Source organism: Streptomyces sp. WM6372 (assembly GCF_001279655.1).
Taxonomy (GTDB): domain Bacteria; phylum Actinomycetota; class Actinomycetes; order Streptomycetales; family Streptomycetaceae; genus Streptomyces.
Genome location: NZ_LGDB01000217.1, coordinates 1 through 21,982, shown reverse-complemented (window position 1 = coordinate 21,982; position 21,982 = coordinate 1). Strand labels below are relative to the sequence as shown.

Here is a 21,982-nt window from a genome sequence, read left to right as displayed (position 1 = left end):
GCCCCTTCCCGGAGCGCCGTTGTCAGTGGCGCCGGTTACGTTCGGGGTGTTGCGAGGAGCCGTTTCCCGACAGGAGTGGACGATGACCGAGAGCAGTGCTCAGCCCACGCTGAGGGTGGTGCTGACGGACGTGAACGAGCGCGTCGTGGAGGCATGGCGAGCGGCGTTCGCGGACACGCCCGGCATCGAGATCCGCAGGGGTTCGATCCTCGACGAGGACGTCGACGCCTGGGTCACCCCGACCAACTCCCGGGGCCGGATGGACGGCGGGGTCGACGCCGCCATCAAGCGTCACCTCGGATCCGGCATCCAGCTGCGCGTGCAGCGCGCGATCCGCGACCGGTTCGCCGGCGCCCTCCCGGTGGGCAGCGCGGTCTGCGTCCCGTCGGGGGCCACCTTCCCCCGCTACCTGATATCGACGCCGACCATGGTGGGCTCCTCGCAGAACGTGAGCGCCACGCTGAACGTGGCGCTGGCGTGCGCCGCCGCGTTCCAGGCCGTCCACCGGCAGAACCGGCAGGTCCCGGGCAGCATCCGCTCCGTGGCGCTGGTCGGGATGGGCGCGCAGACCGGGCGGGTCCCGGCCAGGGTGTGCGCCAACCTCATGTGGACCGGCTACACGCTCTTCCACGACCACTGGTTCGAGGACGACGACGAGTTGCGCGCCACCATCCTCACGCAGCTGAGCGGCATCGAGGACGCCCCCGTCGAGGAGCGGGTACGCATCGTCGCGCCGAAGGCCGTCCCGCCCGTCCCCGGCGGCAGCGATCCGGCCGGCGATCCGGCCGGCCACGTCCCTCCCCCGTCCACGACGAACGAAAGCCCCTCCCCCATGACCGACGCGAACGACCCCCTGGCCCTCACCGAACTCTTCGACGGCGGCGGTGAGCCCTGGCTTCCGCTCCTGAAGCCCGTCATCGAGGCGCAGCCGGACGCCGCCCGGTTCATCGGGAAGGGCCGCAGCCCGGAGGTCGTCCCGGTGCGCGAGCTGACCTTCCAGGCCCTCAAGCCCAACCCGCCGCACAAGTGGAAGGTCGTCGCCTTCGGCCAGAACCCCTACCCGCGGCCGGAGAGCGCGACCGGCATCGCCATGTTCGACAACACCTTCAGCGACTGGAAGGACAGCCAGTTCGGCAGGGTCGTCAGCATCCGCTGCCTCATCAAGGCCGCGGCGATGTGGAAGTACGGCATGGCCAAGAAGACGCCCATCGCCGACGTACGCGTGTTGCTGAAGGAGCGGGACACCGTCCAGCCGCCGGAGTGGTTCCAGGCGATGCTCACCCAGGGCGTGCTGCTGCTGAACGCCTCGCTCACCGCCAGCGGCGACGGAGCGATGGGTACCGACCGGCACACGGCGTTCTGGCGGCCCGTCGCCGAACGGATCGTCGAGGAGATCCTCAAGGCCAAGCAGGACGCCGACGAGGAGGACCGCGGGATCGTCTTCGCCTGGTGGGGGGCGCACGCCCGCAACCTGAAGAGGGTCGTCCTGCGACTCCAGGAGAAGTACCCGGACGTCGAGGTGCGGCACATCGACCACGTGAACCCGGCGGCGCAGGGCGACGTCTTCTGCGAGGGCGACCACTTCGCCCTGGTGAACGAGGCTCTCGCGTCGCTGGGTGCCGACGTGATCGACTGGCTGCCGAGCAAGGGGTGGAACGAGGGGGCGGCGGCCGGTGCGGACGGGGGTGTCGCTGCGCGGATGGGCGCCTTCATCGAGTCGACCATGAACCTGCACCAGCTGTACCTGGAGCGCCTCACCAGCGTCAAGGACGAGGGCCTGGTCCTCCCCGCGATCACCGGCGTGTTCGACACCCCGCTGATGGATTTCCAGGACGCCGTCGCTCCGGTCGCCAAGACCCTGTCCGGGCTCGCCGGACACATCGACCGGTCACGCGACTTCGGCAAGCGGCGGGCGGACGAGACGTCCGCCGGCCTGTCCGCCGACGCGATCGCCGCGCTCTACCTCTACACCTGCGAGTCCGCCTTCTACCGCGAGATCAACGCGGTCCTCCGCTCCCCCGACCGGACCAGGGTCGCTCCCTATCTGCCGTACCTGCGGCTGCTGTTCTCGGCGGTGTCGGGGCTGCCCGCACACACGCAGCCGCTGTGGCGGGGTGTGTCGCTGGACCTGCGGGCGCAGTACCCGGTGGGCCGGACGGTCACGTGGTGGGGCGTCTCCTCGTGCACCTCCCAGCTGAGCGTGGCCCGGTCCTTCCTGGGGAGCCGCGGCAAGCGGACGCTCTTCGAGGTGACGCCCGCCCATGCGGTCGGGATCAGGAGGTTCTCCGCCTTCACCGGGGAGGAGGAGTACATCCTCACGCCGGGCACGCAGCTCAAGGTGACGGACGTGAAGAGCGAGCGCGGCGGGCTGTGCACGGTCCGGCTGACCGAGGTGGACGCCGCTCCCGTGGTGTCCTGACGCACGTCTCCGCGGGGGTCGCGGCACGGCCCCCGCGGTCACTCGCCAGGGTGCCGGGGTGCCGGTGGCGGGGTGCCGGGGTGCGCGGGTGCCGGTGCCGGGTGCCGGTGCCGGGTGCCGGTGGCGGGTGCCCCGGCCCCGGGGCGTCGGAGGCCGCGGAGGCTCGGTCCCGGGCGGCCGGCGCGTGGTCTCGGGCGGCGCGAACACCGGCGGGACCCTATCGTGGATGAGCGGGGACGGCAGGCGCCGAAGCGAGCTGGCATGACGGATCTGGAGATCGACTACCCGGCGGTGTTCCAGACGCTGCCGGGCATGGTGGCGCTGCTGACCCCTGAGCTGGTGTACGCGGACGCGAACGCAGAGTTCCTGCGCGCCTCCGGGCGCACCCGCGAGCAGGTGATCGGCCGCTACCTGTTCGACGTCTTCCCCGACAACCCGAACGATCCCACCGCCAGCGGCGCCCGCAACCTGCACGCCTCGCTCCAGCGGGTGCTGGCCACCGGCGAGCGCGACACCATGGCCCTACAACGCTACGACGTCCAGTCCATGCTGCGGCCCGGCGAGTGGGAGGAACGGTACTGGAGCCCGGTCAACGCCCCCGTGCTCGGCCCCGACGGGCGGGTCATCCTGATCGTGCACCGGGTCGAGGAGGTCACCGAGCTCATCGCGGCCCGCGGCTCCCCCGACGGCAGCCGGGCCCGGGTCCTGGAAGCCGAGCTCTACACCCGTGCCCGGGAGCTCCAGGAGGTCAACGAACGCCTGCGTCAGGCCCATGCCCGCGAGCGCGAGATCGCCCTCGCCCTGCAAGAGGCGATGCTGCCCACCCCCGCCAACATCGGCCACCACCGTGCCGCCGTCCGCTACCGGCCCGCGGTCGGCGCCCTCAACGTCTGCGGCGACTGGTACGACCTCGTCGACCTGCCCGGTGACCGCATCGCGGTGGCCGTCGGCGACGTCGTCGGGCACGGCCTGCACGCAGCCGGCATCATGGGCCTGCTCCGCAGCGCCCTCAGCGCCGCCTCCCTCGTCTCCGACGGCCCCGCCCAGGCCCTGGAGGTCCTCGGGCTGTACGCCCGCTCCGTCGAAGGCGCCGAGAACACCACCGCGGTCGAGACCTACATCGACTGGGACACCCGCACCCTCACCTACAGCAGCGCCGGCCACCTCCCTCCCGCCCTGCTCCGCGCCCACGGCGGTGTCGAGTTCCTCGACCGGGCCACCGACCCCCCTCTCGGCGCCCGCCCGGAACACGTCCCGCGTCCCCAGGCGGCCACCGGCTTCGCCGAAGGCGACACCCTCGTCCTCTACACCGACGGGCTCGTCGAACGCCGCCGCGAAGACATCGACACGAGCCTCGCCCGCCTCGCCCGCGCCCTCACCCGCCACCAGGACACCGACCCCGAGACCCTCGCCGACGCGATCCTCCTCGACCTCCTCCCACCCGGCGGCGCCACCGACGACTCCGCCCTCGTCATCGTCCGCCTCTGAACCACTCGCCCCGAGGCGCTCCCGACCACGCGGACCACGCGCGCGCGGCCCCGGCAGCCGGACCCGCGCACAAGGCTCCGGGAGCGGCATCTTGCCTGGTCGGCGGGGTGCAGGAGAGATGCTCGGCTTCGTCGGCCGCTCGTCGGCCCGCGTTCGCGCGAGCACTGCCTGGTCTGGAACGAGGCATGGGGCATCGAGTCCCCGGCCTGGATGGGCCCGGAGTCATAGCGCGAAATCGCCGCGCCGTCATACCGGACCGAGCCGGCGGAATTCATGTGCGGCGCGGGGGAACAAGGACGAGAGGAGGTTCGACTCCAGCTCTCCGTCCAGGGAAGACGCGAGGAATCGCGTGCAGGATACGGGGAAATGCTCCCACCGGTCGCCGCGCGCCTCGTTCACCATGACGGTCCATCGGTCCGGCTCAAGGCCGGGCCGAACGAGCCAGTAGAGGCATTCCCCGTTGTCCGTGGTCGCCCACGGGACGACCCGGGATCCCTCGACCTCCAGTTCGGCCGGCTTCCGCTCGTGTTCCCACAGACCTTCCAGGTCTTCGGCCTGGTGCGCCGCCCATGCGATGAGGTCGTAGTTTTCATTGGGGCAGCCGGGCTCCAGGACGTAGAGGTAGTCGTCCCAGTTGCTTCCTCCGTAGAGGTGGATCAGCTCCTTGTAGTCCGCGGGGAGCTCGACCCCGAGGCGGCGCTCGACCTCGCCCCAGTCCTTCCGGCGGGACTCGCCCGGCGCCGGGGCGATTTCGGCGAGACGTGCGAGGGCTTCGGTCATGGCGGGGTCCTGTTCTGGGGATCGATGGGTCCGGGCGGCAGGGAGGTCGGATCCATTGTCGGCTCCGGGCTGATCGCTGCGGCGAGTTCGGGGGCGTGGGTGGCGAAGGGCCCCAGGTCCGTGGCGGCGGGGTAGGCCGGGTGGTCGCGGTGGGCCGCCAGGCGGGTCAGGGCGCGGGTTCCGTAGTACGCGGGCGGGCCCGCGGGGGCGGGCGGGGGCGGGAGGGGCCTGCCCGCGGCGATCGCCGGCAGGGTCTCCTCGAACAGGGCCTGGCAGGCGCGCACACCGCGGAGCATGACCTGGAAGTGGCGGGAGTCGGGGGCGATCGGGAAGCGGTGCTCGGCCAGGACGCGGCCGGTGTCGATGCCCGCGTCGACCTCGTGGAGGGTGGCCCCGTACTCGTGCTCGCCGTTCAGCAGGGCGAAGAGGACGGCCACGGAGGGCAGTCCGCGGTGGCGGGGCAGCAGGCCGTTGTGGATGTTGAGGATGCGCAGGCCCCGGGAGAGCAGTGGTGCGCGGAAGATCCGGCGGTTGTTGAGGGACCAGACGACGCCGTCGGTGCAGGCGCGCGCGAGGACGTCGGCGTGGGCGTTGATGTCCTCGGGGGCGGGCAGGTGCAAGTGCCGGGCGCCTGCGGCGTCCTGGGGGTCCTCGCAGCAGACGAGGTCCACGGGGTGGCCCTGCGCCGCGGCGTGTGCGACGGCCCGGCGCAGCAGTGCGCCGTCTCCGACGAAGATCATGCGGGCGGCTCCTCTCGGGCGGATGTCAGGTGGGCGCAGACCTGCGCGAGCGTCAGGTTCCGTACCAGGCAGTCGAGGCCGGCCATGAAACGGCGGGCCTGGGCGGGTTCCAGCAGGTCTTCGGAGACGGCGGTGAGCATTTCCACCAGGGCGAGGGAGTCTCCGCCGAGGGCCTGGAAGTCGGATTCCGCGGAGAGTCGTGTGGAATCGACCGCGAGGATCGCGGACCAGTGGGCGGCCACCCGTGCCTGGAGGGTGGTGGCCGGTTCCGGGGTGTCGTGGGCGACGGCGAAGGGGTCGGGCAGGGCGTCCAGGTCGGCCTTGCCCGCGACCGTGCTGGGGATGGCGTCCACGGTGATGACGTGGGCCGGGACCATGGCGGCGGGCAGCAGGGCGGTGAGCGCGGAGCGCAGGGTGGCGGGGAGGTCACCGGGATCGCCCGGATCGTTCCGGTTCTCCGGGCCGTCGCCCGTACCGTACGCACCCCCGGCGCGCGGGACCACGTACGCGCACAGGACCGGCGTGGTGGTGTGCGGGCGGTGGCGGGCGGCCACGACGGCGCGGCTCACCTCGGGCCGGGCTTCGAGCGCGGCGACGATCTCCGCGGGCTCGATGCGGTGCCCGGCGATCTTGAGCTGGCCGTCGATGCGCCCGGCGAACTCGACCGCACCGCCGGGAAGTCGCCGGCCGAGGTCGCCCGTGCGGTAGCTGCGGGTGCCGTCCTCGTGCTCGGTGAACGGGGAGGGGCGGCCGTCCGGCGGGCCGAGGTAGCCGCGGGCCACCTGGGGGCCGGTGACGACGATCTCTCCCGTGCGGCCGGTGTCCTCGGCCCCGGTGCCGATGCGCCCGCCGTCCTCCGTGACGAGGTGGATGTGGGCGTAGGGGCCGGGGGTGCCGATCGGGAGGGTGGCGGCGGTCGTGGGCCGCGCGTCGTCCACGACGTGGGCGAGGCAGGCGACGGTCGCCTCGGTGGGGCCGTAGCCGTTGATGATGCGGCAGTCGGGGCCGAAGGCGGTACGGGCGGTGCGTACGGCGGCCGGGGTCAGCGGTTCGCCGCCGAGCAGCAGGGTGCGTACGTCGCCGTGGTCGGGCAGCAGGGCCAGGTGGGAGGGGGTGAGGGCGAGGGTGTCGGCCCGGTGGTCGGTGACGAGACGGCGCAGGGTGGCGCGCGAGGGCGCGTCGGGCTCGAGGACGACCGTGCCGCCGGCCAGGAGGGGCAGGAAGAGGGGGAAGCAGGAGATGTCGAAGCCGTAGGAGGACGCGAAGCCGAAGCGGGTCCGGGCGTCCACGCGGCAGACCTGCGTCATCCAGCGGACGAAGCCCGCGAGGCCGCGGTGTTCGATCTGCACGCCCTTGGGGCGGCCGGTGGAGCCGGAGGTGTGGGTGACGTACGCGAGGTCCCCGGGCGCGGGGGCCGGGGGCAGCGGCCGGGGCGGCGGGCCGGTGAGGAGGTCCTCGGCGGCGAGCAGGGGGCAGGGCGCGAGCGCGCCGAGGGCTTCGGCGAGGTGACGCTGGGTCAGGCAGAGCCGGGCGCCGCAGGCGCGGAGGATCTCGGCGGTCCGCGCGGCGGGGTGGGCGGGGTCCAGCGGCACGTAGGCGGCGCCCGCCTTGAGGATCCCCCACAGGGCGCAGACCCCGGCCGGGGTGCGGTCGACGACCAGGCCCACGAGGTCCTCACGGCCGATCCCCCGGCGCAGCAGCCCGGCGGCCACGGCGTCGGAACGGCGGTCCAGTTCGGCGTACGTGACCACGCCGTCGGGGCCGTCGAGCGCGGGTGCCGCGGGCGTACGGGCGGCCCGGGCACGGAACAGTTCCACGACGGTGGCGGGGGACGGTACGGACCCGGGTGCGGATGCGGATGCGGATGCGGGCGCGGCCCCGGGCGCGGGCGCGGCCCCGGGCGCGGATGCGGGCGCGGATGCGGGCGCGGATGCGGGCGCGGATGCGGGTGCCGATACGGACACGGGTGCGGGTGCGGGTGCCGGTGGCGGCAGCGGTGCGGCGGAGGCCGGCAGTCGGGTCAGGACTTCGTCCAGGAGGCGGGTGGCGCGTTCGGCCAGACCGGGGCCGCCGCGGACGCCCATCGTGAGCTCCGTGGCGGTGTCCGTCTCGTTGGCGGCCACCGAGACGGGGACCAGGGGGGCGTGGACGGGCAGCGCGTACACGGTGGTCGCGGTGAAGCCCCCGCCGGAGAACTCGGCCGGGTCCAGGCGCCCCAGGTGGGAGACGACGGCCGAGGCGAGGTGGCGGTCGGCCCGTACGGTGCCTGCCTGGGCGGCCCGCAGCATGAGGCGGGCGGCCGCCGGGGGCAGCGGGAGGAGGGCCGACTCGAAGCCCTCGGCGAGCTCCCGCTTCTCGGCGAGGGCCCGGAGCAGGGTGACCTGTGCCCTCGGCCACTCCTGCCCGGGGCTCAGGTCCAGGAACACCGGCAGGGTGAGGTTGCCGGTCGAGGCGATGCCGGGGCGGTGGCGCCGCAGGTCGACCGGGATCATGACCCGGGTGGCGCCGCCGTCCGTGGCCGCGCCGTCCGTCAGGGCCTGGGCCAGCCGGGGCGTGAGGGCCGGATGGTGGCCCGGGAGGGTGCGGCGGAGCCACAGCGTCTGCTCGGGGCCCGTGCCCGGGCGACCCAGGGGGGACGGGCGGTCCGGGACGAGGGCCGGGCGGCGGGCGGAGCCGCCGAGCCGGCGCAGCAGCCCGCGGTCGGTGTCCGGGGCGAGGGCGGGGCGGCCGGGCTCCCCGCGCAGGGCGCGGAAGACCTCCCGTACCCAGATCAGCGCGCCGTGACCGTCCATCAGGGCGTGCGAGGCGCTGAACACGAGCGTGGCGGTGCCGGTGGCGGTGCCGGTGGCGGTGCCGGCGGGAGTGTCGGCGGGGATCACCAGGACCTCGCACCCCGGCGGGTCGTTCCGGCGCGCGCGGCCGGTGAGGAGCGCCGCCGTGGCCGGGTCCGACACGTCGACGGCGCCGGCGGCGGGAGCGGCGTACCGGATCGTGGGCAGCGGGCCCTCGGCGGTCCAGACGGGCCCGCGCCGTACCAGGCGGGAGCCGGGGCAGGTTTCGGCGGCCCGGGCGACCGCCGCCCGCAGGGCCGCCGGTCCGGGGGCGGTGTGCCCTTCGACGACGATGCGCAGGGCCATGGCGCCGCGCGCGTGCCCGGCGGCCAGGTAGAGGTGTTCCGTCGGCGATCCCGCCCGCCGGTACGTGCTGTGAGGGGGTGTCATCGTGGGGTGGTTCCTTCGTCGGTACGAGGGGACGCGGGCGGGTGCTCCGGGCGTGTCCAGGCGTCGACGCCGCCGATGCCGTGGATCCAGCGGAGCAGCCCGCTCACGCCGTCCTCCTGCGCGCGCGGCGGGTCGTAGCCGAGGTCGCGGCGGGCGGCGCCCGTGTCGTACGTGGTGGAGCGGGTGAGGAGGGCCGCCGTGTAGCGGCTCAGCGGCGGGCCCGTACCGGCCGACGGGCGCAGCCGCCACGCCGCCTCGACGGCCTCGGCGAGGACGCGGGTGGCCGCGACGGGGACGCGCGGGCGGGGCGGCGGGCAGCCGAGGAGGGAGCCGACGCGGGTGAGGAAGGCCCACAGGTCGGTCTCCTCGCGGTCGGCCACGAAGTACGCCTTGCCGCCGATGCGTTCGGCGGGGGCGGCCGTCGCGCGCAGGCAGGCGTCGACGGCGTTGTCGACGTGGCACAGCGAGACCCGTACCCGTTTGCCGCCGGACAGGTCGGGCAGCCGGCCCGCCCGCATCGAGGCGATCATGCGGGGCAGGAAGCCCGCGTGGTCGCGCGGGCCCCAGATGGCGCGCGGACGCAGCGCGCAGGTGGTGAAGTCCGGTGTGTTCGCGGACAGTACGTACTGTTCGGCGGCGGCCTTCGTCGCGCAGTAGTGGTTGAAGAACCGGGTGGGGTACGGGGTGCTCTCGTCGATCCGGAGCCGGTCGCCCTCGCGCAGGTGCATCAGCGCGCTCGGGCTGCTGACGAAGACGAAGCGGGTGGCGCCCGCCGCACGGGCCGCCGCCAGCAGCCGCTGCGTTCCGGTGACGTTGGCCTCCTCGAACTGGGCGCGGCTGCCGTGGTCGACGACGCGGGCGGCGCTGTGCAGCACGGTGTCGCAGCCCACGGCGGCGCGGGCCAGCGAGGCGGTGTCGGCGAGGTCGCCGGGCACGAGGTCGAGTCCCGGACCGAGGGCGCTCAGGCGGGCGGTGTCGCTGCCCGGCCGGACCAGGGCGCGGACCCGGTGGCCGTCGCGCAGGCAGGCGTCGGCGAGGTGGCCGCCGAGGAAGCCGGTGGCCCCGGTGATCAGGATGTTCACAGTGCCCGCCACCAGGTCGCGCCGTAGAGCATGGTCAGTGCGGCGGTGGCCGCGCCGCCGTGGCCCGCGGCCCTGCCCCGTGGCAGTGCGAGGGGGATCTGCGCGGCGTGCACCGGGATGCTGAGGAAGGCGTCGGCCCACCAGAGCCAGCGCAGCAGCGGTACGTCGGGCACGTCGGCGGCGGCGGCCCAGATCGCGCCGCCGAGGAGGTAGGCCCAGCCCGCGAGCGGTACGAGGCGGGCCGCCCGGGCCCGTGAGAACGGGGGCGGGGGCGGGGCGAGGCGCCGCTGCGCCCATCGGGCCAGTTGCTCGCGGCCGATCTTGGCGTTGTGGCGGACGTCGACCGGGAAGGCGGGGTGGTGCAGGAACTCCTCCAGCCCCCGGGTGGGGGCGTGTTCGGCCGCGAGGGCGCGCAGGTCGGCGACCAGGTCCTGCCAGGCGGCGCTGTCGGCCGGGACGTCGCTCTCCACGCAGACGACGGGGCGCTGGGCGCCGGCCGGGCCGATGCCGACGAGGGCGCTGCGGCGCACCAGGGGGTGGGAGTTGAAGACGCCCTCGCAGCGCACGGTGTGCAGGTCCCGGCCGGCGGCGCGCACCCGTTGGGAGGTGCGGCCGCAGAACCAGAGGCGGCCGCGGTCGTCGAGGTAGCCGAGGTCGCCGGTGCGGTGCCAGGTGAGCGCGGTGCCGTCGGGCCGGGTCTCGTGCACCTTGTGCAGGGCGTCGGAGCGGGGCGCGTCGTGGTAGCGGGGGCTGACGGACTCGCCCTCGACGAGTATCTCGCCGACGCGGCCGACGGGCAGGGCGGTCTCCGGGTACAGGCGGGGGCGCGGGCCGTCGGTGACGGGGACGATGCGGACGCGGGTGCCGGGGACGGGGCGGCCGATGCAGGTCCCGGCTCCGCGGGCGCTGCCGGCGGAGGTCTCGCCGAGGATCTCCTCGGATTCGATCGAGGTGATCGGCAGGACCTCGGTGGCCCCGTACGTGACGTGGACGGACGTCTTCTCGTCGAGGACGGTGCGCAGGGCGGCGACGACGGAGTCGGGGACGGGCGCGCCGCCGGAGACGACGCAGCGCAGGTCCCGCGGGGGGCGGCCCAGGGCGGTGAGGTGGTCGGCGAGGTTCCGCAGGAGGGCGGGCGAGGCGAACATGGTGGTCGCGCCGAATCGTTCCAGCGCGTCCACGAGCAGGGCGGGGTCGGCCTGGGCGACCTTGGCCGGTGCCAGGGGGGCGAGGACGGTGGTGGAGCCGTAGACGAGGTCGAGGATGCCGTAGAACGGCAGGGTCACCAGTGAGGTGTCGTCGCGGGTGCGCCCGTGGGCGGCCTCGATCTGGCGGGCGATGGCGAGCGCCATGCGGTGGGTGTACTCGACTCCCTTGGCGGGGCCGGTGCTTCCGGTGGTGAACCCGATCATCAGGAGGTCGTCGCCGCCGACGTCGGCGGCGGGGGTCCGCGGGCCCGCCGCGGTCCGCAGCGCGGCGAGGGTGTGGCCGCCCCACAGCCGGTGGCGGCCCAGGGTGACGGGGACGCGTACGCGGCCGAAGGTGCGCCGGCCGAGGACGCGTACGAGGTGGGCGAGGGGTGGCCCGATGAACGCCTCGGCGCCGACGGCGCGGTAGCAGTGGAGCATCCGGCGCACGCCCATGCCCGGGTCGACGACGACGGGGACGGCGCCGAGCCGGAAGAGCGCGAAGGCGAGGGCGAACAGCTCGGGGCCGGGCGGTGCCATCAGTACGGTCTTGGTCCCGCGGGTGATCCCGGCGCGGGCGAGACCGTGGGCGATCTCCTCGACCGAGTCCTGCAACTCCCCGTAGGTGACTTCGCGGTAGCGCGGGCCGCCGCCGGGCTCGCGGCCGTCGGGGTGGATGACGGCCGCCTTGTGCGGGAACGCGGCGGCGTTGCGCTCCAGGCAGTCGGCCAGGCCCGCGGTGGTCGCGGCATGGGGAACGGTGCTCATGGCGTCACCTCACCAGCCTTCGGGCCGGTAGGAGACGCAGGCGGCGCTGGGGCCGGCGCCGGCGGCGACCATGAGGAGCCGGTCGCGGTCCTTCGGGCGCGGGGCGGCCAGGGCCTGGAGGTAGCCGAGGATCGGCGCCGCGGTGTGGGGCTCGCCGGCGCCGTCCTCGTCCTGCGCGGCCCGCGTGTCCGCTCCGGCGTGCGGGCCGACCACGAGGGCGCGGTCCAGGTCGATGCCGTGCTGGCGGGCGTACCCGACGGTGCAGGCGGCGGCGAGTGCGCTGCGCCGCGCCCCGTGTCCCTCCGTACGGCACACCGTGATCCGGGAGCGGCCGCCGCTGCCCATGGCCGCGGTGTCGAGGTACCCCTCGGTGTCGGTGGGCCCGTCGCCCGCGTACACGGACACGGGGCCGAACCCGGCGTCGGGGTCGGCGCTGCGCTGGAGGAGGAAGGCGCCGGCCAGGTCCGCGTACGGGTAGTCGGGGTCGCGGCGGGCGTCGCCGCCGGGGTGCACGTCGGCGGCCGTGATCAGGACGCGTTCGGCGCTGCCGGTGTCGAGGAGGCTCTGGGCGAGCTGTACGGCGTTGAGGACACCGCAGGCGCCGTTCATGAGGTCGAAGGAGAAGCCGGCGGCGGGGTTCGGGTCGGCGATGTAGTCCAGGTTGATACCGACCTCCTTCTGGACGAGGGCCGCGAGGGCGGGCTCGAAGGTGTTGGACTCCCGGTAGACGCCGACGTTGATGAGGACGCCGACGGACGACGGGGAGACCTGCGCCTGCGACAGGCAGGCGCGGGCGGCGCGGCTCGCGAGTTCGACGGCGGAGGCGGGTCCGGGGCCGGGGCCGGGGTGCGTGCCGGGGCCGGTGCCGGTGCCGGGGTGCGTGCCGGGGCCGGTGCTCCGGTGCGTGGCAGTGCCGTGGGGCGTGGCGGTGTGGGCTGCGGCGATGACCATTCCCATGGCTCAGACCCCCATGTTCGTGATCGTGGCAGACAGGGCGCCGGTCACCACGCCGGAGGCGGCGGGGACCATGAGGAACCGGGATCCGGGGCGGGCGGTGCCGGCCCGCATGTGCTCACGCAGCGTCAGGAAGTGGGAGGTGGTGGCGGTGTTGCCGTACTTCTCGACGACCGCGAGGGAGGTGGGCATCGGGGCCGCGAACTCGGCCTCGGCCGTCTGGTTCACGTAGTCGATGAAACGGGTGCCGACCTGGTGCTGGATGACGTAGTCGAAGTCCTCGTCGGCGAACTCCCGTCCCTGCTTGGCCAGGAGGTCCTGATGGAACCGCGGCCACAGTTTGAGCCGGTCGCGGTTGTGCATCTTCTTGTTGTCCGTGTAGAGGGCGATGCCCTCGCTGCGGTCGCTCGGCATGCCCATGCACAGGTGCGAGTACTCCGAGCAGGTCATCAGTTCCACGTAGTGGATCCGGTCGGCCTCGTCGGTGGAGGCGTCCAGGACGACGGCGGCCGCCGAGTCGCCGACGGAGAGCGAGGCGAACTGCGGGTCGTAGGAGTCGGTGACCTCGCGGGCCGCCGTCTCGGCGACCGCGGTGGCCTGCTCGCCGCTGACGACCAGGCCGTTGCGTACCGCGCCGGAGCGGATCATGCGGTCGAGCAGGTAGACGCCGGTCATCATGCCGGCGCAGGCGTTGGACACGTCGAAGTGGACGGCCCGTCGCGCGCCCAGCTCGCGGGCCAGCATCGAGGCGAAGGACGGTTCGAAGGTGAAGCGGCCGCCGTCCGTGAAGCGGGTGATCGAGGCCGATATGACGACGTCGAGGTCGGCGGCCTCGTAGCGGGAGGCCTCCAGGCAGTCCCGTGCGGCGGACAGGGCCATCGAGAAGGAGTTCTCGGCGGCCGCCGGATCCGGGTCGTACACCCGGCGCTCGGCGACTCCGGTGATCCGCTGGAGGTCCGCGTCACGGACGGCGGGTATCCCCTCGGTCAGCTCCCGGGTGGTCATCACGGTCTCGGGGACGTGGGCCCCCAGTGCCTCTAACCGGCTGTGGCGATTCAGTGTGCTGGTGTTCATGCTCCGCGTTCTCCATGGACATCCCCGTAACAGAAAGCGAAGTTACCGTAGCGTAGGGATCACTCCACCTGGCCCGCAAAAGGATGTGAAGGGTGCAGATGGGGCGATTACCAGCCAGGCATCCCATGGACCGCATTTCGCCAACGCCCGGCCGTGGCACCTCCCGGCGCCCCGATCATCGGCCGGAACATCACGCACGGTGCGCAAAACCTGTCCGGAACCACTCGGTCCGCCTTCGGGGTCTCCGGCGCCGACGCAGGGGTCCCATTTGAAAGCTAAACGACATTTGTTGCCCTTTTTTGCAACCTCCAGGGTCGGTAAATGCATCAACCGAGAAGAGGACCCAACCGCTCTGCCCCTGAGGGCAGCCACAACTGTTCGGAGCGAAGTTCGTGCACGAGTACCCGCAGCCGCAGCAGCCCAGGCGATCCCGCAAGAAGGTGTGGATCGGCTCCGCAGTGGCCGTGGCCCTGCTCGCCGGGGCCGGCTCCGGGTTGGTCTACTGGAAGACGGACTGGTTCGACGGGAACGGGGAGTCCGTCAGCTACGCGAAGCCCTCCGCGGGTGCGGACAAGGACAAGGACAAGGGCAAGGAGACCGGCGACGGGAAGCCGGCTTCCGCGCCGAGCGCGGACCCGGACGTGTCCCTGCCCACCGGCCCGTTCACCGAGTTCAAGCAGACGGTCAAGCTGGACGACGGCACCCGCATATCCAAGGCCAAGGTGAAGGGCGCCAAGTCCGGCTTCGACGGCAGCGTCTGGGTGTGGACGCCGAAGGAGTACGACCGCCCGGAGTACGCGAAGAGCGCCTTCCCCGTCATGATCGCGCTGCCCGGGGGCAACGGGAACGCCGACAACTACTGGGCGACCCTGCCGAAGCTGGGCCTCCAGGCAGCCATCTCCGAGGGCGCCGCGGCCGGCAAGAGTCTCCCCTTCATCGTCGTCATGCCGATCCTCAACCCGGACGCCAAGTACTACTACGACGGCTCCGACATCCCCGGCCAGGCCAAGATGGGCACCTGGATCGGCGAGGACGTGCCCGATCTCGCCCGGGCCAACTTCCGCACCTACAAGTCCCGCGACGGCTGGGCCTTCATGGGCAACTCCTCCGGCGCCTTCGTCGGCCTCAAGCAGCTCCTGCAGAAGCCGGACCGCTTCCGGGCCGTCATCGCCAACGGCGGTGAGATCGTCCCGGACTCCCCGCTCTGGAAGGGCCACCAGGCGGAGATGGACGCGAACAACCCCGAGAAGCTCGCCCCGAAGCTGATCAACGCCAAGGGCCCCGAGGTGAACGTCTTCTTCCAGTACGGCACCAAGGAGGGCGGCCGCGACCGGATGGAGAAGTTCCAGCAGCAGTTCGGCAAGGGCCCGATCAAGGTCACGATCCACGAGATCCAGGGCGGCGACCACAACGGCTGGGACTACGTCCGGGGCATGAAGGAAGGCCAGCTGGAAGAGCTCAGCAAGCTGATGAAGGGCCCGAAGCCGCAGTAGGGCCGGCCGGTGCGCTGCCGGCAGCGGTGGGCGGCGTCCACGGCGGCGGCCGTCAGTTCGACCGCCTCGGCCTCCTCGCCGGTGTAACGGTCGGCGGCGAGCTCGACCAGCTCGCGGACGAGGTCGTCGAGGCCGACGGTCTCGGTGACGAGCGTGCTGAGGATCTGCTCCTCGTCCTCGGGGCGAGCCGTCCCCGGGCGCGTTGCAGCGGTTCGGCGCTGCCGCGCACCGAGGCGTAGTTCCCTCCGCCTCCCGCCTCCCGCCCCCCGGCCCCCAGCCCCCAGAACAGACGTAGCAGGGGCCCGTGTCGCCGCGCGCGAAGCGGTCGAGGGCGTGCGGGAGGTCACCGAGCAGCGTGGTGGCGAGGTCCCGTACGGCCCGGTCGCCGTCGCGGGCGGGCTGCCGCCGAGCCCGGCCCGTTCGGCGTCGACGCCGTCGGCGGTGGCCGCCGCCCGGCCGCCCGGTACTGGCATCGCCGCCCGTCGTGGTGCGCTCAGCCGTGTCATGCCCGTGCCCGCTCCTCGGTCGTCGTGTCCGTTGCGGCACCACGCTGCGGGGTGTCCCGCACGAATACGGAAGAGCGGCGACACAACCGTGTAGGAAGACCGGGCGGCGGTATGCGCTCCCGTCCGCTCGAATTCGGCGGAAGGGACACCGTGACACGGCGACAGCGGTTTGTGGGCGAGCGTCACCGCTGGTGGGTGCTGGGCGTGATGACCTGCGCCTCGTCGATGATCGCCATCGATGCCCTGGTGGTACTGGTCGCCCTTCCCACCATCCAGCGGAGTCTGGGCGCTTCGACCACCGGAGTGCAGTGGATCATCAATGCCTATCTGCTCAGTTTCGCCTGTGTGAGCCCGCTCGGCGGACGCATCGGCGACGTCTTCGGGTACGAACGCGCCTTCCGCCTCGGAGCCCTCGTGTTCGTCGTGGCCTCCGCGGCGGCGGGCCTGGCCCAGTCCGAGGCCTGGCTCATCGCCGCGCGCGCGGCCCAGGGAGCCGGTGCGGCGATCCTCCGGCCCGCCTGCCAGGTGCTCATCATCGAGGAATTCGGTCGCCGGGAGCGGGGCCGGGCGATGGGCATCTCGTCCAGTGTCTCCACCGTGCTGTACGGCACTGCCCCCCTGATCGGGGGTCTGCTGACGACGGCGTTCTCCTGGCGCGCGATCTTCTTCGTCAACCCGCCCCTGGGCATCGGCGCACTGGTCCTCGCGCATCTTCTGCTCACGAGCAAGCCACCACGGCGCAAACACGTCGACTGGTCGAGCGCACCCCTGTTGATGGGCGGTCTGGTGTGCGTGGTGCTCCCGCTCATGCAGGCGCGCCACTGGGGGTGGTCCTCGGCCGCCGTCATCTCCTTGCTCGCCACCGGAGCCGTACTGATGACGCTCCTGGTGGTGCGCGAGCGGCGGCATCCGGATCCGCTCATGCCCTTCGGGTTGTTCGCGAGCAGGGAATTCTCGGTGGGGGCGGCGGTCATCTCGACGGTGCGTTTCGCGTTCGTCGGATTCGCCGTGTTCGGGGTCATCTGGCTTCAGGACGTCGTGGGGATGTCTCCCTTCGAAGCCGGTCTCGCCGTGCTGCCGCTCACCCTCCCCACGGTGGTGTTCGCGCCGCTGGGCGGAAGGCTGTACGACCACCTGGGGCCGCGCGTTCCCCTGGGCATCGGCATGGTCCTGTGCGTGGGGGCACTGCTCTGTTCGGCGGTGGAGCTGCACCGGCAGGACTACGTCTGGCTGGCGCCCTTCTACTGCGTGATGGGCATCGGCATGGGGCTCTGCGTCAGCCCGGCCTGGGTCACCGCGCTCAACGGCACCTCCAAGGGGATGCGCGGCGGCGCGGCGGGGCTGTTGCAGACCGCCCGGGAAATCAGCGCGGCGCTGGGTCTGGCGGTCATGGGCGCGATCGTGGCGCATCGCGAGGGCGCGCACCTGGGTCGGATCCTCGGACGGGACGGCCGGATCCCGCCCGAGCGTTTCGACCAGGTCGAGCGGTCCATCGGGAAGGCGGTGGCCGCGACACAGCAGGGTTCGCCCTTGCCCGCCGGGATCCCCGCCGACCTGATCCCGGCCCTCAAGGCTTCGGTCACCACCGCCGTCTCGGCCGCGTTCTACGTGGGCGCGGCCGTGATGGTCGCGGCGGCCGCGGCGGTCGCCTTCCTCCCCGGAGAGGCGGAACTCTCCGAGTCGGGCGGCGGCCGCGACGATCGGGCGTAGCCGGCGGGGTGCTGGTGTTCGCGTGGTACGAGGGGTACGGAGGGGTACGGGGGGTACCGGCTCAGCTCCGTCGGGCGGTGGGGTCCGGGACGGCCGCCCTGCGGGCGTGCAGTACGTGCGCGTCCAGGGGCAGGGGGCTGTGGCCGATGAGCTGGAGGCCGACGTCGGCGAGCAGGCGTGCGTAGTGGTCGGCGCGGCGTTCGCGTCCTCCGACGTTGCACAGCATGTGCAGGTCCCAGGCGGTGGCCAGCGAGGGGGAACCGTCGGCGGGCAGGAGCCGTTCCACGACGAGCAGGTCCGCGTGGGCGGGCATGGCGCGGGCGCAGTGGCGCAGGATCTCCCGGCAGCGGTCGTCGTCCCAGTCGTGCAGGACGCGGGAGAGGACGTAGACGTCGCCGCCGGGCGGCACGTCGGCGAAGTCGCCGGAGCGGTAGTCGCAGCGCGCGCCGCAGCCCGCGGCGTCGAGCAGGCGGCGGGCTGCCTCGACGGCGTGCGGGCGTTCGAGGAGGACGCCGCGCAGGCCCGGGTGCGCGGTGAGGATGCGGCCGAGGAGCTCCCCGTTCCCGCCGGCGACGTCGACGACGGTCGCGGGCTCGGGCGCGGGCACGGGCGCGGGTTCTGTCGCGGTCGCCGCCGCGGACTTGCGGGCGGCGGCGGTGATGACCGGGTGGTCGGGGAGCGGCTCGAACATCCGTGAGCTCGCGGCCATGGAGCGGTCGAAGAGGGCGGCGAGTTCGGGGTCGCGGGCGAAGTGGTCGAAGTGGTTCTCGCCGAAGAGGCGGTCGAAGGCCGGCCGTCCGGTCCGCACGGCGTGGTCGAGTTCGCCGAAGGAGCCGTAGAACGGGCCGCCGTACATCAGGGCCAGCGGTCGCATCGATCCGGGCGTGTCCGAGTGCAGCAGGGCGCCGAGTTCGGTCAGGCGGAAGCCGTCCTCCTCGTGGTCTTGGGCGACCGCGCCGAGCATGACCAGGTAGCGCAGGAGCGTGGCGAGGCCCCGGGGGTGGGTGCCGGTCAGCCGGGCGAGGTCCTCGGTGCGGTGCGCGGTACGGGTGTCCATGGCGTCGGGCAGGCGCAGCCGGGCGAAGGCGGCGAGTGCCTGTGTGGTCCACGCGCCGGTGAGGAGGCGAAGGAGCGTTTCGGCGGGCTGCCCGGCGGTGCGGTGGGGGTGGGGGTGCTCGGCGGGATGGGGGTGCCCGTCGGAGTGGTCCAGGTGGGCGGCGAGGGCGGCGGCGCGGTGGTCGCCGCGTACGTAGAGTTCCAGCCGCCGGTAGCCGCAGGCCGGATCGGCGGGGGGGGGGAAGTACAGGACCGTGCCGTCCTCGTGCGGGTTGTAGCCGCCGCCGTCGGGGCGTGCGCCGTGGCGGACGAGGATCGCGCACAGGCCGCGCAGCGCCAGCGGGTCCGAGTGCTCGATCTCGAAGGCGAGGTGCGCCTCGTGCCGGCGGGTGCGTTCGTACGCGGCGATCCGCTCCAGGCCGGAGTGCGGGGGCACGGTCAGGGCGAACACCTCGACCGCGCGGCGCTCTCCGGCGCAGCCGGGCACGAGCGGGCGAAGGATGCGGACGTCGAGCTCGGCCGGATCGCGCCGGTGGCGCCGGGCGAGGCGTTCGCGGACCACCACGCTGGGGTGGGAGGGGGTGTCCACGGCCAGCCCGCACGCGGCGAGCTGGGCCCGCAGGCCGTCCGCGTCCGGCGGGAAGAGCAGCAGCCCCGCGTGGGCGAACCGGCAGTGGCCGGCCAGATCCCGCAGGTCCGGTCCGTCGAGGCCGGGCAGGAGGAGGGGCAACAGGGCGGCGCTGTCGTGCTCGCGGACGAACTCGGCTGCCGCGCGCAGGCGGGCCGTGTCGTCCAGGAGCATCGTTTCGTCGGGGAGCGTCGTCGTCATCGTGGGGGTGTCCTCGGGCCGGTACGGGCTGGGCAGGGCAGGGCGAAGCGGGGTGGGGCCGGGTGAGCGGGGTGGGGCCAGGTGGGGCCGGGCAGGGCCGGGTGGAGGGCGCGTTTTCGCCGGGTGGGTCGTGCGGGGTGGGGCGTGCGGGGTGGGGCGGCGGTCAGACGCCGACGTAGTTCTCGGCGAACCAGTCCTGGTGGATGCGCGAGGTGCGCAGCGAAGCGAGCCGGGAGCGCCGCAGGCCGGCGTGGAAGAACGATCCGGCGCTCGGGTGGTCCCCGTCGGGAGCCGCGTGCAGCAGCCGGGTCATCCACCCGGTGAATTCCTGCGCCCGCCAGATGTGCGCGAGGCACCGGTCCGAGTACCCGTCGAGTCCCGCGGTGTCGCCCCGGGTCAAGGCGTCGGTCAGGGCCGCGGCCAGGATCTCGGCCTCCAGGACCGCGAGGTTCGCGCCCTTCGCGGCGGCCGGGGCGAGCAGGCTCGCCGCGTCGCCCGCCAGGAACAGCGAGCCGTGGCGCAGCGGTTCGATCACGTCGCAGGTGAGGTCGAAGATCCCGCGTTCCAGCAGCGCGCCCCGGTGGAGCGGTCCGTGGTCCGCGGCGCGCATCCGGACGTCCAGCTCGTCCCAGATCCGCTGCTCGGGCCAGGCGTCGGCGGTGACGCCGCGCTGCCACTGGAGGTAGTAGCGGGTGACGTCCGCGGTGCGGGCCATGTGTCCGGCGAAGCCTCGGTCGTGGACGGCGTAACCGACGGCGTCGAGGCTCGGCGGGGCCTCGGCGAGCAGGCCGAGCCAGGTCACGCCGTGGTCGTGGTGGTGGCGGACGGCGCCCGGCGGCAGGGAGCGGCGGGCCGCCCCGTGCCGCCCGTCGCAGCCGGCGACGTAGCGGGCGCTCCACCGCGTGCGACGGCCGTCGGGCTCGCGCGTCATGACGTACGGCCGGGCGCCGCCGGCGCCGTCGGCATCGCGCACGGCGAGCGCCTCGGTCTGGAAGCGGATGCGTCCGCCGCGGTCGAGGTAGTGCGTCAGGAGGTCCGTGACCAGGTTCTGCTGCGGGTAGACGTGGTGCCGGCCACCCTGGCCGCGGGCGCCGTAGTCGATCCGGAACCGGCCGTCCTCCGTACGGAACTCGCACGTGCCGTGGCGGCGGCCGTCACGGTGCAGGCCGTCGGAGAGGCCGTGGCGGTCCAGGATCCGTACGGTGTTCGGGGCGAGGAACCCGGCGCGGGCCCGGGTTTGGACATGGGTGCGGGAGGCGCGTTCGAGGAGAACGCAGTCGATCCCGGCTGCGTGCAGCAGGATTCCGAGAACGAGCCCGGCCGGACCGGCACCGAGGACGATCACGTCGGCTGATTCCCGTAAGGCGCGGGAGTTCTGACTTTCCGTCATAGCGCGTGAAGCATAAGCACGCGAAGATCCGTGAACCTACGCAAGCCATCCATAGGCGGGAATAGAGTGACAATCACCCTTGACGTTTCCGGCCCGTGGCGGCGGGGTCGGGAGCGGTGTCCGCGGCAGTGCGGTGGTGTACGCCGGGCGCGCGCGTACGAACACACGCCCGGGCGCACACCCCCCGGCGGACATCCCGGACTCCATCACGTCCCGGATCGGGCGGCCGTCGCCTGACGATCCGGCACTCGTCGGTGGGGCGTCGGGGGTGTCGGCCCCCTGTCGGTGGGGGCTGACACCTTTCGAGGGGTCCGGCCGGGTGCCCGTCCGGCCGTGGGTCCAGGATCCGAGGAGCGCGTATGACGATCACCATCCGGCCGGGGAGCACCGTGCTGTTCACCGGCGATTCGATCACCGACTGCCGGCGGCTGGAGAGCGAGGACGGCCTCGGGTCCGGCTACCCGCTGCGGGTCGCGGGCGAGTGGGGGCTCCGGCACCCGGACCGGCCCGTGACGTGGCTGAACACCGGGATCGGCGGCAACAAGGTGACGGATCTCGAAGCCCGCTGGCAGACGGACGTGCTCGACGCCCGCCCGGACGTGGTGTCGATCCTCGTCGGGGTCAACGACATGGGCTGGCACACGATGGACCCGAAGGGGTACGTGATCCCCGCGGAGGAGTTCGAGGCGGGCTACGAGCGCCTGCTCGCGCCCCTCGCCGAGGCGGGTACGCGGCTGGTCCTCATCGAGCCGTTCCTCCTGCCGATCCACGGCACCGTCGAGGCCGGCGTCGCAGGCGTGGCCATCGGGGAGAAGGAGCGGGAGGAATGGCGCGCCGACCTGGACCCGAAGATCCACGTCGTGTGCAAGCTCGCCCGCAGGTACGGCGCGCACCTGCTCGCCGCCGACGGCATGTTCGCCGAGCTCGCCGCGGCGAGCGGGCCCGAGCACTGGGCCGCGGACGGCGTGCACCCGACGCCGGCCGGTCACGCCGCACTCGCGGAGGCCTGGCTGCGCCTGGTCGCCTGACCGGGCCAGGTGGCCGGGCCAGGTGGCCGGGCCAGGCCGTCGGGCCAGGTCGTCGGGCCACGCCCGGGCCACACGGGCGCGCCAGGCGATCGGGCCACGTGGTCGTACGGGCTCGCTCACGCGAAAGCGCCCGGCCGGGAGGTTCCGGTCGGGCGCTTTCGTGCGTGTGCTGTCCGCTGGTGGCTTAGTACCAGTGGTGGGTCTGCCAGAAGTTCCAGGCGCCGACGGGGCTGCCGTAGCGGGAGTTCATGTAGTCC

15 protein-coding genes are annotated in these 21,982 nt (G+C 73.4%); 6 read left to right on the top strand and 9 right to left on the bottom strand.

Translation table 11 applies throughout. The annotated features are described in order from the left end of the window. Positions 1–82: 82 nt before the first annotated feature. Positions 83–2,419 (top strand): ADP-ribosyltransferase domain-containing protein, encoded by a 2,337-nt coding sequence (locus ADK52_RS30550; protein WP_234344322.1) that lies wholly within the window; start codon positions 83–85, stop codon positions 2,417–2,419. A 261-nt stretch (positions 2,420–2,680) separates the two neighbouring features. Then, positions 2,681–3,907 (top strand): PP2C family protein-serine/threonine phosphatase, encoded by a 1,227-nt coding sequence (locus ADK52_RS30545; protein ID WP_053693094.1) that lies wholly within the window; start codon positions 2,681–2,683, stop codon positions 3,905–3,907. 246 nt (positions 3,908–4,153) lie between these two features. On the opposite strand, the gene ADK52_RS30540 is transcribed toward ADK52_RS30545, so the two are convergent. Genes ADK52_RS30540 through ADK52_RS30510 form a run of 7 tightly spaced genes read right to left on the bottom strand, consistent with a single transcriptional unit; the run spans position 4,154 to position 13,713 of the window. Then, complete coding sequence (locus ADK52_RS30540; protein WP_053693093.1) at positions 4,154–4,687, bottom strand: SMI1/KNR4 family protein; 534 nt, start codon at positions 4,685–4,687, stop codon at positions 4,154–4,156. Beyond that, positions 4,684–5,427 carry a formyltransferase family protein gene (locus ADK52_RS30535; RefSeq protein ID WP_063783975.1) on the bottom strand — a complete coding sequence of 248 codons (744 nt, stop codon included), beginning with the start codon at positions 5,425–5,427 and terminating at the stop codon, positions 4,684–4,686. Before ADK52_RS30535 ends, ADK52_RS30540 begins: the two co-directional genes overlap by 4 nt. Continuing rightward, positions 5,424–8,648 (bottom strand): non-ribosomal peptide synthetase, encoded by a 3,225-nt coding sequence (locus ADK52_RS30530; protein WP_053693092.1) that lies wholly within the window; start codon positions 8,646–8,648, stop codon positions 5,424–5,426. The genes ADK52_RS30535 and ADK52_RS30530 overlap by 4 nt, the downstream gene beginning before the upstream one ends. Then, positions 8,645–9,742 (bottom strand): NAD-dependent epimerase/dehydratase family protein, encoded by a 1,098-nt coding sequence (locus ADK52_RS30525; protein ID WP_234344321.1) that lies wholly within the window; start codon positions 9,740–9,742, stop codon positions 8,645–8,647. The genes ADK52_RS30530 and ADK52_RS30525 overlap by 4 nt, the downstream gene beginning before the upstream one ends. Next, a complete protein-coding gene (locus tag ADK52_RS30520) occupies positions 9,727–11,685 on the bottom strand; it encodes a fatty acid CoA ligase family protein (protein ID WP_053693091.1) in 1,959 nt (652 codons plus the stop codon). Before ADK52_RS30520 ends, ADK52_RS30525 begins: the two co-directional genes overlap by 16 nt. Positions 11,686–11,694: 9 nt before the next feature. Beyond that, entirely contained in the window at positions 11,695–12,642 is a 948-nt protein-coding gene (locus tag ADK52_RS30515; RefSeq protein WP_199828569.1) for a hypothetical protein, read from the bottom strand. Between the two features lie 3 nt (positions 12,643–12,645). Then, positions 12,646–13,713 (bottom strand): 3-oxoacyl-ACP synthase III family protein, encoded by a 1,068-nt coding sequence (locus tag ADK52_RS30510; RefSeq protein ID WP_053693089.1) that lies wholly within the window; start codon positions 13,711–13,713, stop codon positions 12,646–12,648. A gap of 392 nt (positions 13,714–14,105) precedes the next feature. Here ADK52_RS30510 and ADK52_RS30505 point away from each other — a divergent pair, with 392 nt between their 5' ends. The 3 genes from ADK52_RS30505 to ADK52_RS30495 all read left to right on the top strand — a co-directional run bounded on the left by ADK52_RS30505 (position 14,106) and on the right by ADK52_RS30495 (position 17,422). Beyond that, the gene (locus ADK52_RS30505) at positions 14,106–15,206 is read left to right on the top strand and encodes an alpha/beta hydrolase (protein ID WP_053693088.1); all 1,101 of its coding nucleotides are present in this window, start codon (positions 14,106–14,108) and stop codon (positions 15,204–15,206) included. Between the two features lie 26 nt (positions 15,207–15,232). Further along, the gene (locus tag ADK52_RS30500; RefSeq protein ID WP_053693087.1) at positions 15,233–15,445 is read left to right on the top strand and encodes a hypothetical protein; all 213 of its coding nucleotides are present in this window, start codon (positions 15,233–15,235) and stop codon (positions 15,443–15,445) included. A 438-nt stretch (positions 15,446–15,883) separates the two neighbouring features. After that, on the top strand, positions 15,884–17,422 hold the full coding sequence (locus ADK52_RS30495; protein WP_053693086.1) for an MFS transporter: 1,539 nt from the start codon (positions 15,884–15,886) through the stop codon (positions 17,420–17,422). A gap of 61 nt (positions 17,423–17,483) precedes the next feature. Here the strand turns inward: ADK52_RS30495 and ADK52_RS30490 are convergent, their stop codons facing one another. Continuing rightward, complete coding sequence (locus ADK52_RS30490) at positions 17,484–19,307, bottom strand: methyltransferase (RefSeq protein WP_053693085.1); 1,824 nt, start codon at positions 19,305–19,307, stop codon at positions 17,484–17,486. Positions 19,308–19,470: 163 nt separating this feature from the next. Further along, positions 19,471–20,697: a 4-hydroxybenzoate 3-monooxygenase gene (locus ADK52_RS30485; protein WP_199828568.1), complete on the bottom strand. Its 1,227-nt coding sequence runs from the start codon at positions 20,695–20,697 to the stop codon at positions 19,471–19,473. 359 nt (positions 20,698–21,056) lie between these two features. On the opposite strand from ADK52_RS30485, the gene ADK52_RS30480 reads away from it, so the two are divergent. After that, entirely contained in the window at positions 21,057–21,725 is a 669-nt protein-coding gene (locus ADK52_RS30480; protein WP_053693083.1) for an SGNH/GDSL hydrolase family protein, read from the top strand. The last annotated feature ends 257 nt before the right edge of the window (positions 21,726–21,982 follow it).

Excerpts from the sequence above, each read along its gene's own strand:
- ADK52_RS30520 (WP_053693091.1), bottom strand. The coding sequence starts at position 11,685 with ATGAGCACCGTTCCCCATGCCGCGACCACCGCGGGCCTGGCCGACTGC.
- ADK52_RS30490 (WP_053693085.1), bottom strand. The coding sequence starts at position 19,307 with ATGACGACGACGCTCCCCGACGAAACGATGCTCCTGGACGACACGGCC.
- ADK52_RS30540 (WP_053693093.1), bottom strand. The coding sequence starts at position 4,687 with ATGACCGAAGCCCTCGCACGTCTCGCCGAAATCGCCCCGGCGCCGGGC.
- ADK52_RS30480 (WP_053693083.1), top strand. The coding sequence starts at position 21,057 with ATGACGATCACCATCCGGCCGGGGAGCACCGTGCTGTTCACCGGCGAT.
- ADK52_RS30515 (WP_199828569.1), bottom strand. The coding sequence starts at position 12,642 with ATGGGAATGGTCATCGCCGCAGCCCACACCGCCACGCCCCACGGCACT.
- ADK52_RS30485 (WP_199828568.1), bottom strand. The coding sequence starts at position 20,697 with ATGACGGAAAGTCAGAACTCCCGCGCCTTACGGGAATCAGCCGACGTG.
- ADK52_RS30535 (WP_063783975.1), bottom strand. The coding sequence starts at position 5,427 with ATGATCTTCGTCGGAGACGGCGCACTGCTGCGCCGGGCCGTCGCACAC.
- ADK52_RS30530 (WP_053693092.1), bottom strand. The coding sequence starts at position 8,648 with ATGACACCCCCTCACAGCACGTACCGGCGGGCGGGATCGCCGACGGAA.
- ADK52_RS30545 (WP_053693094.1), top strand. The coding sequence starts at position 2,681 with ATGACGGATCTGGAGATCGACTACCCGGCGGTGTTCCAGACGCTGCCG.
- ADK52_RS30550 (WP_234344322.1), top strand. The coding sequence starts at position 83 with ATGACCGAGAGCAGTGCTCAGCCCACGCTGAGGGTGGTGCTGACGGAC.
- ADK52_RS30510 (WP_053693089.1), bottom strand. The coding sequence starts at position 13,713 with ATGAACACCAGCACACTGAATCGCCACAGCCGGTTAGAGGCACTGGGG.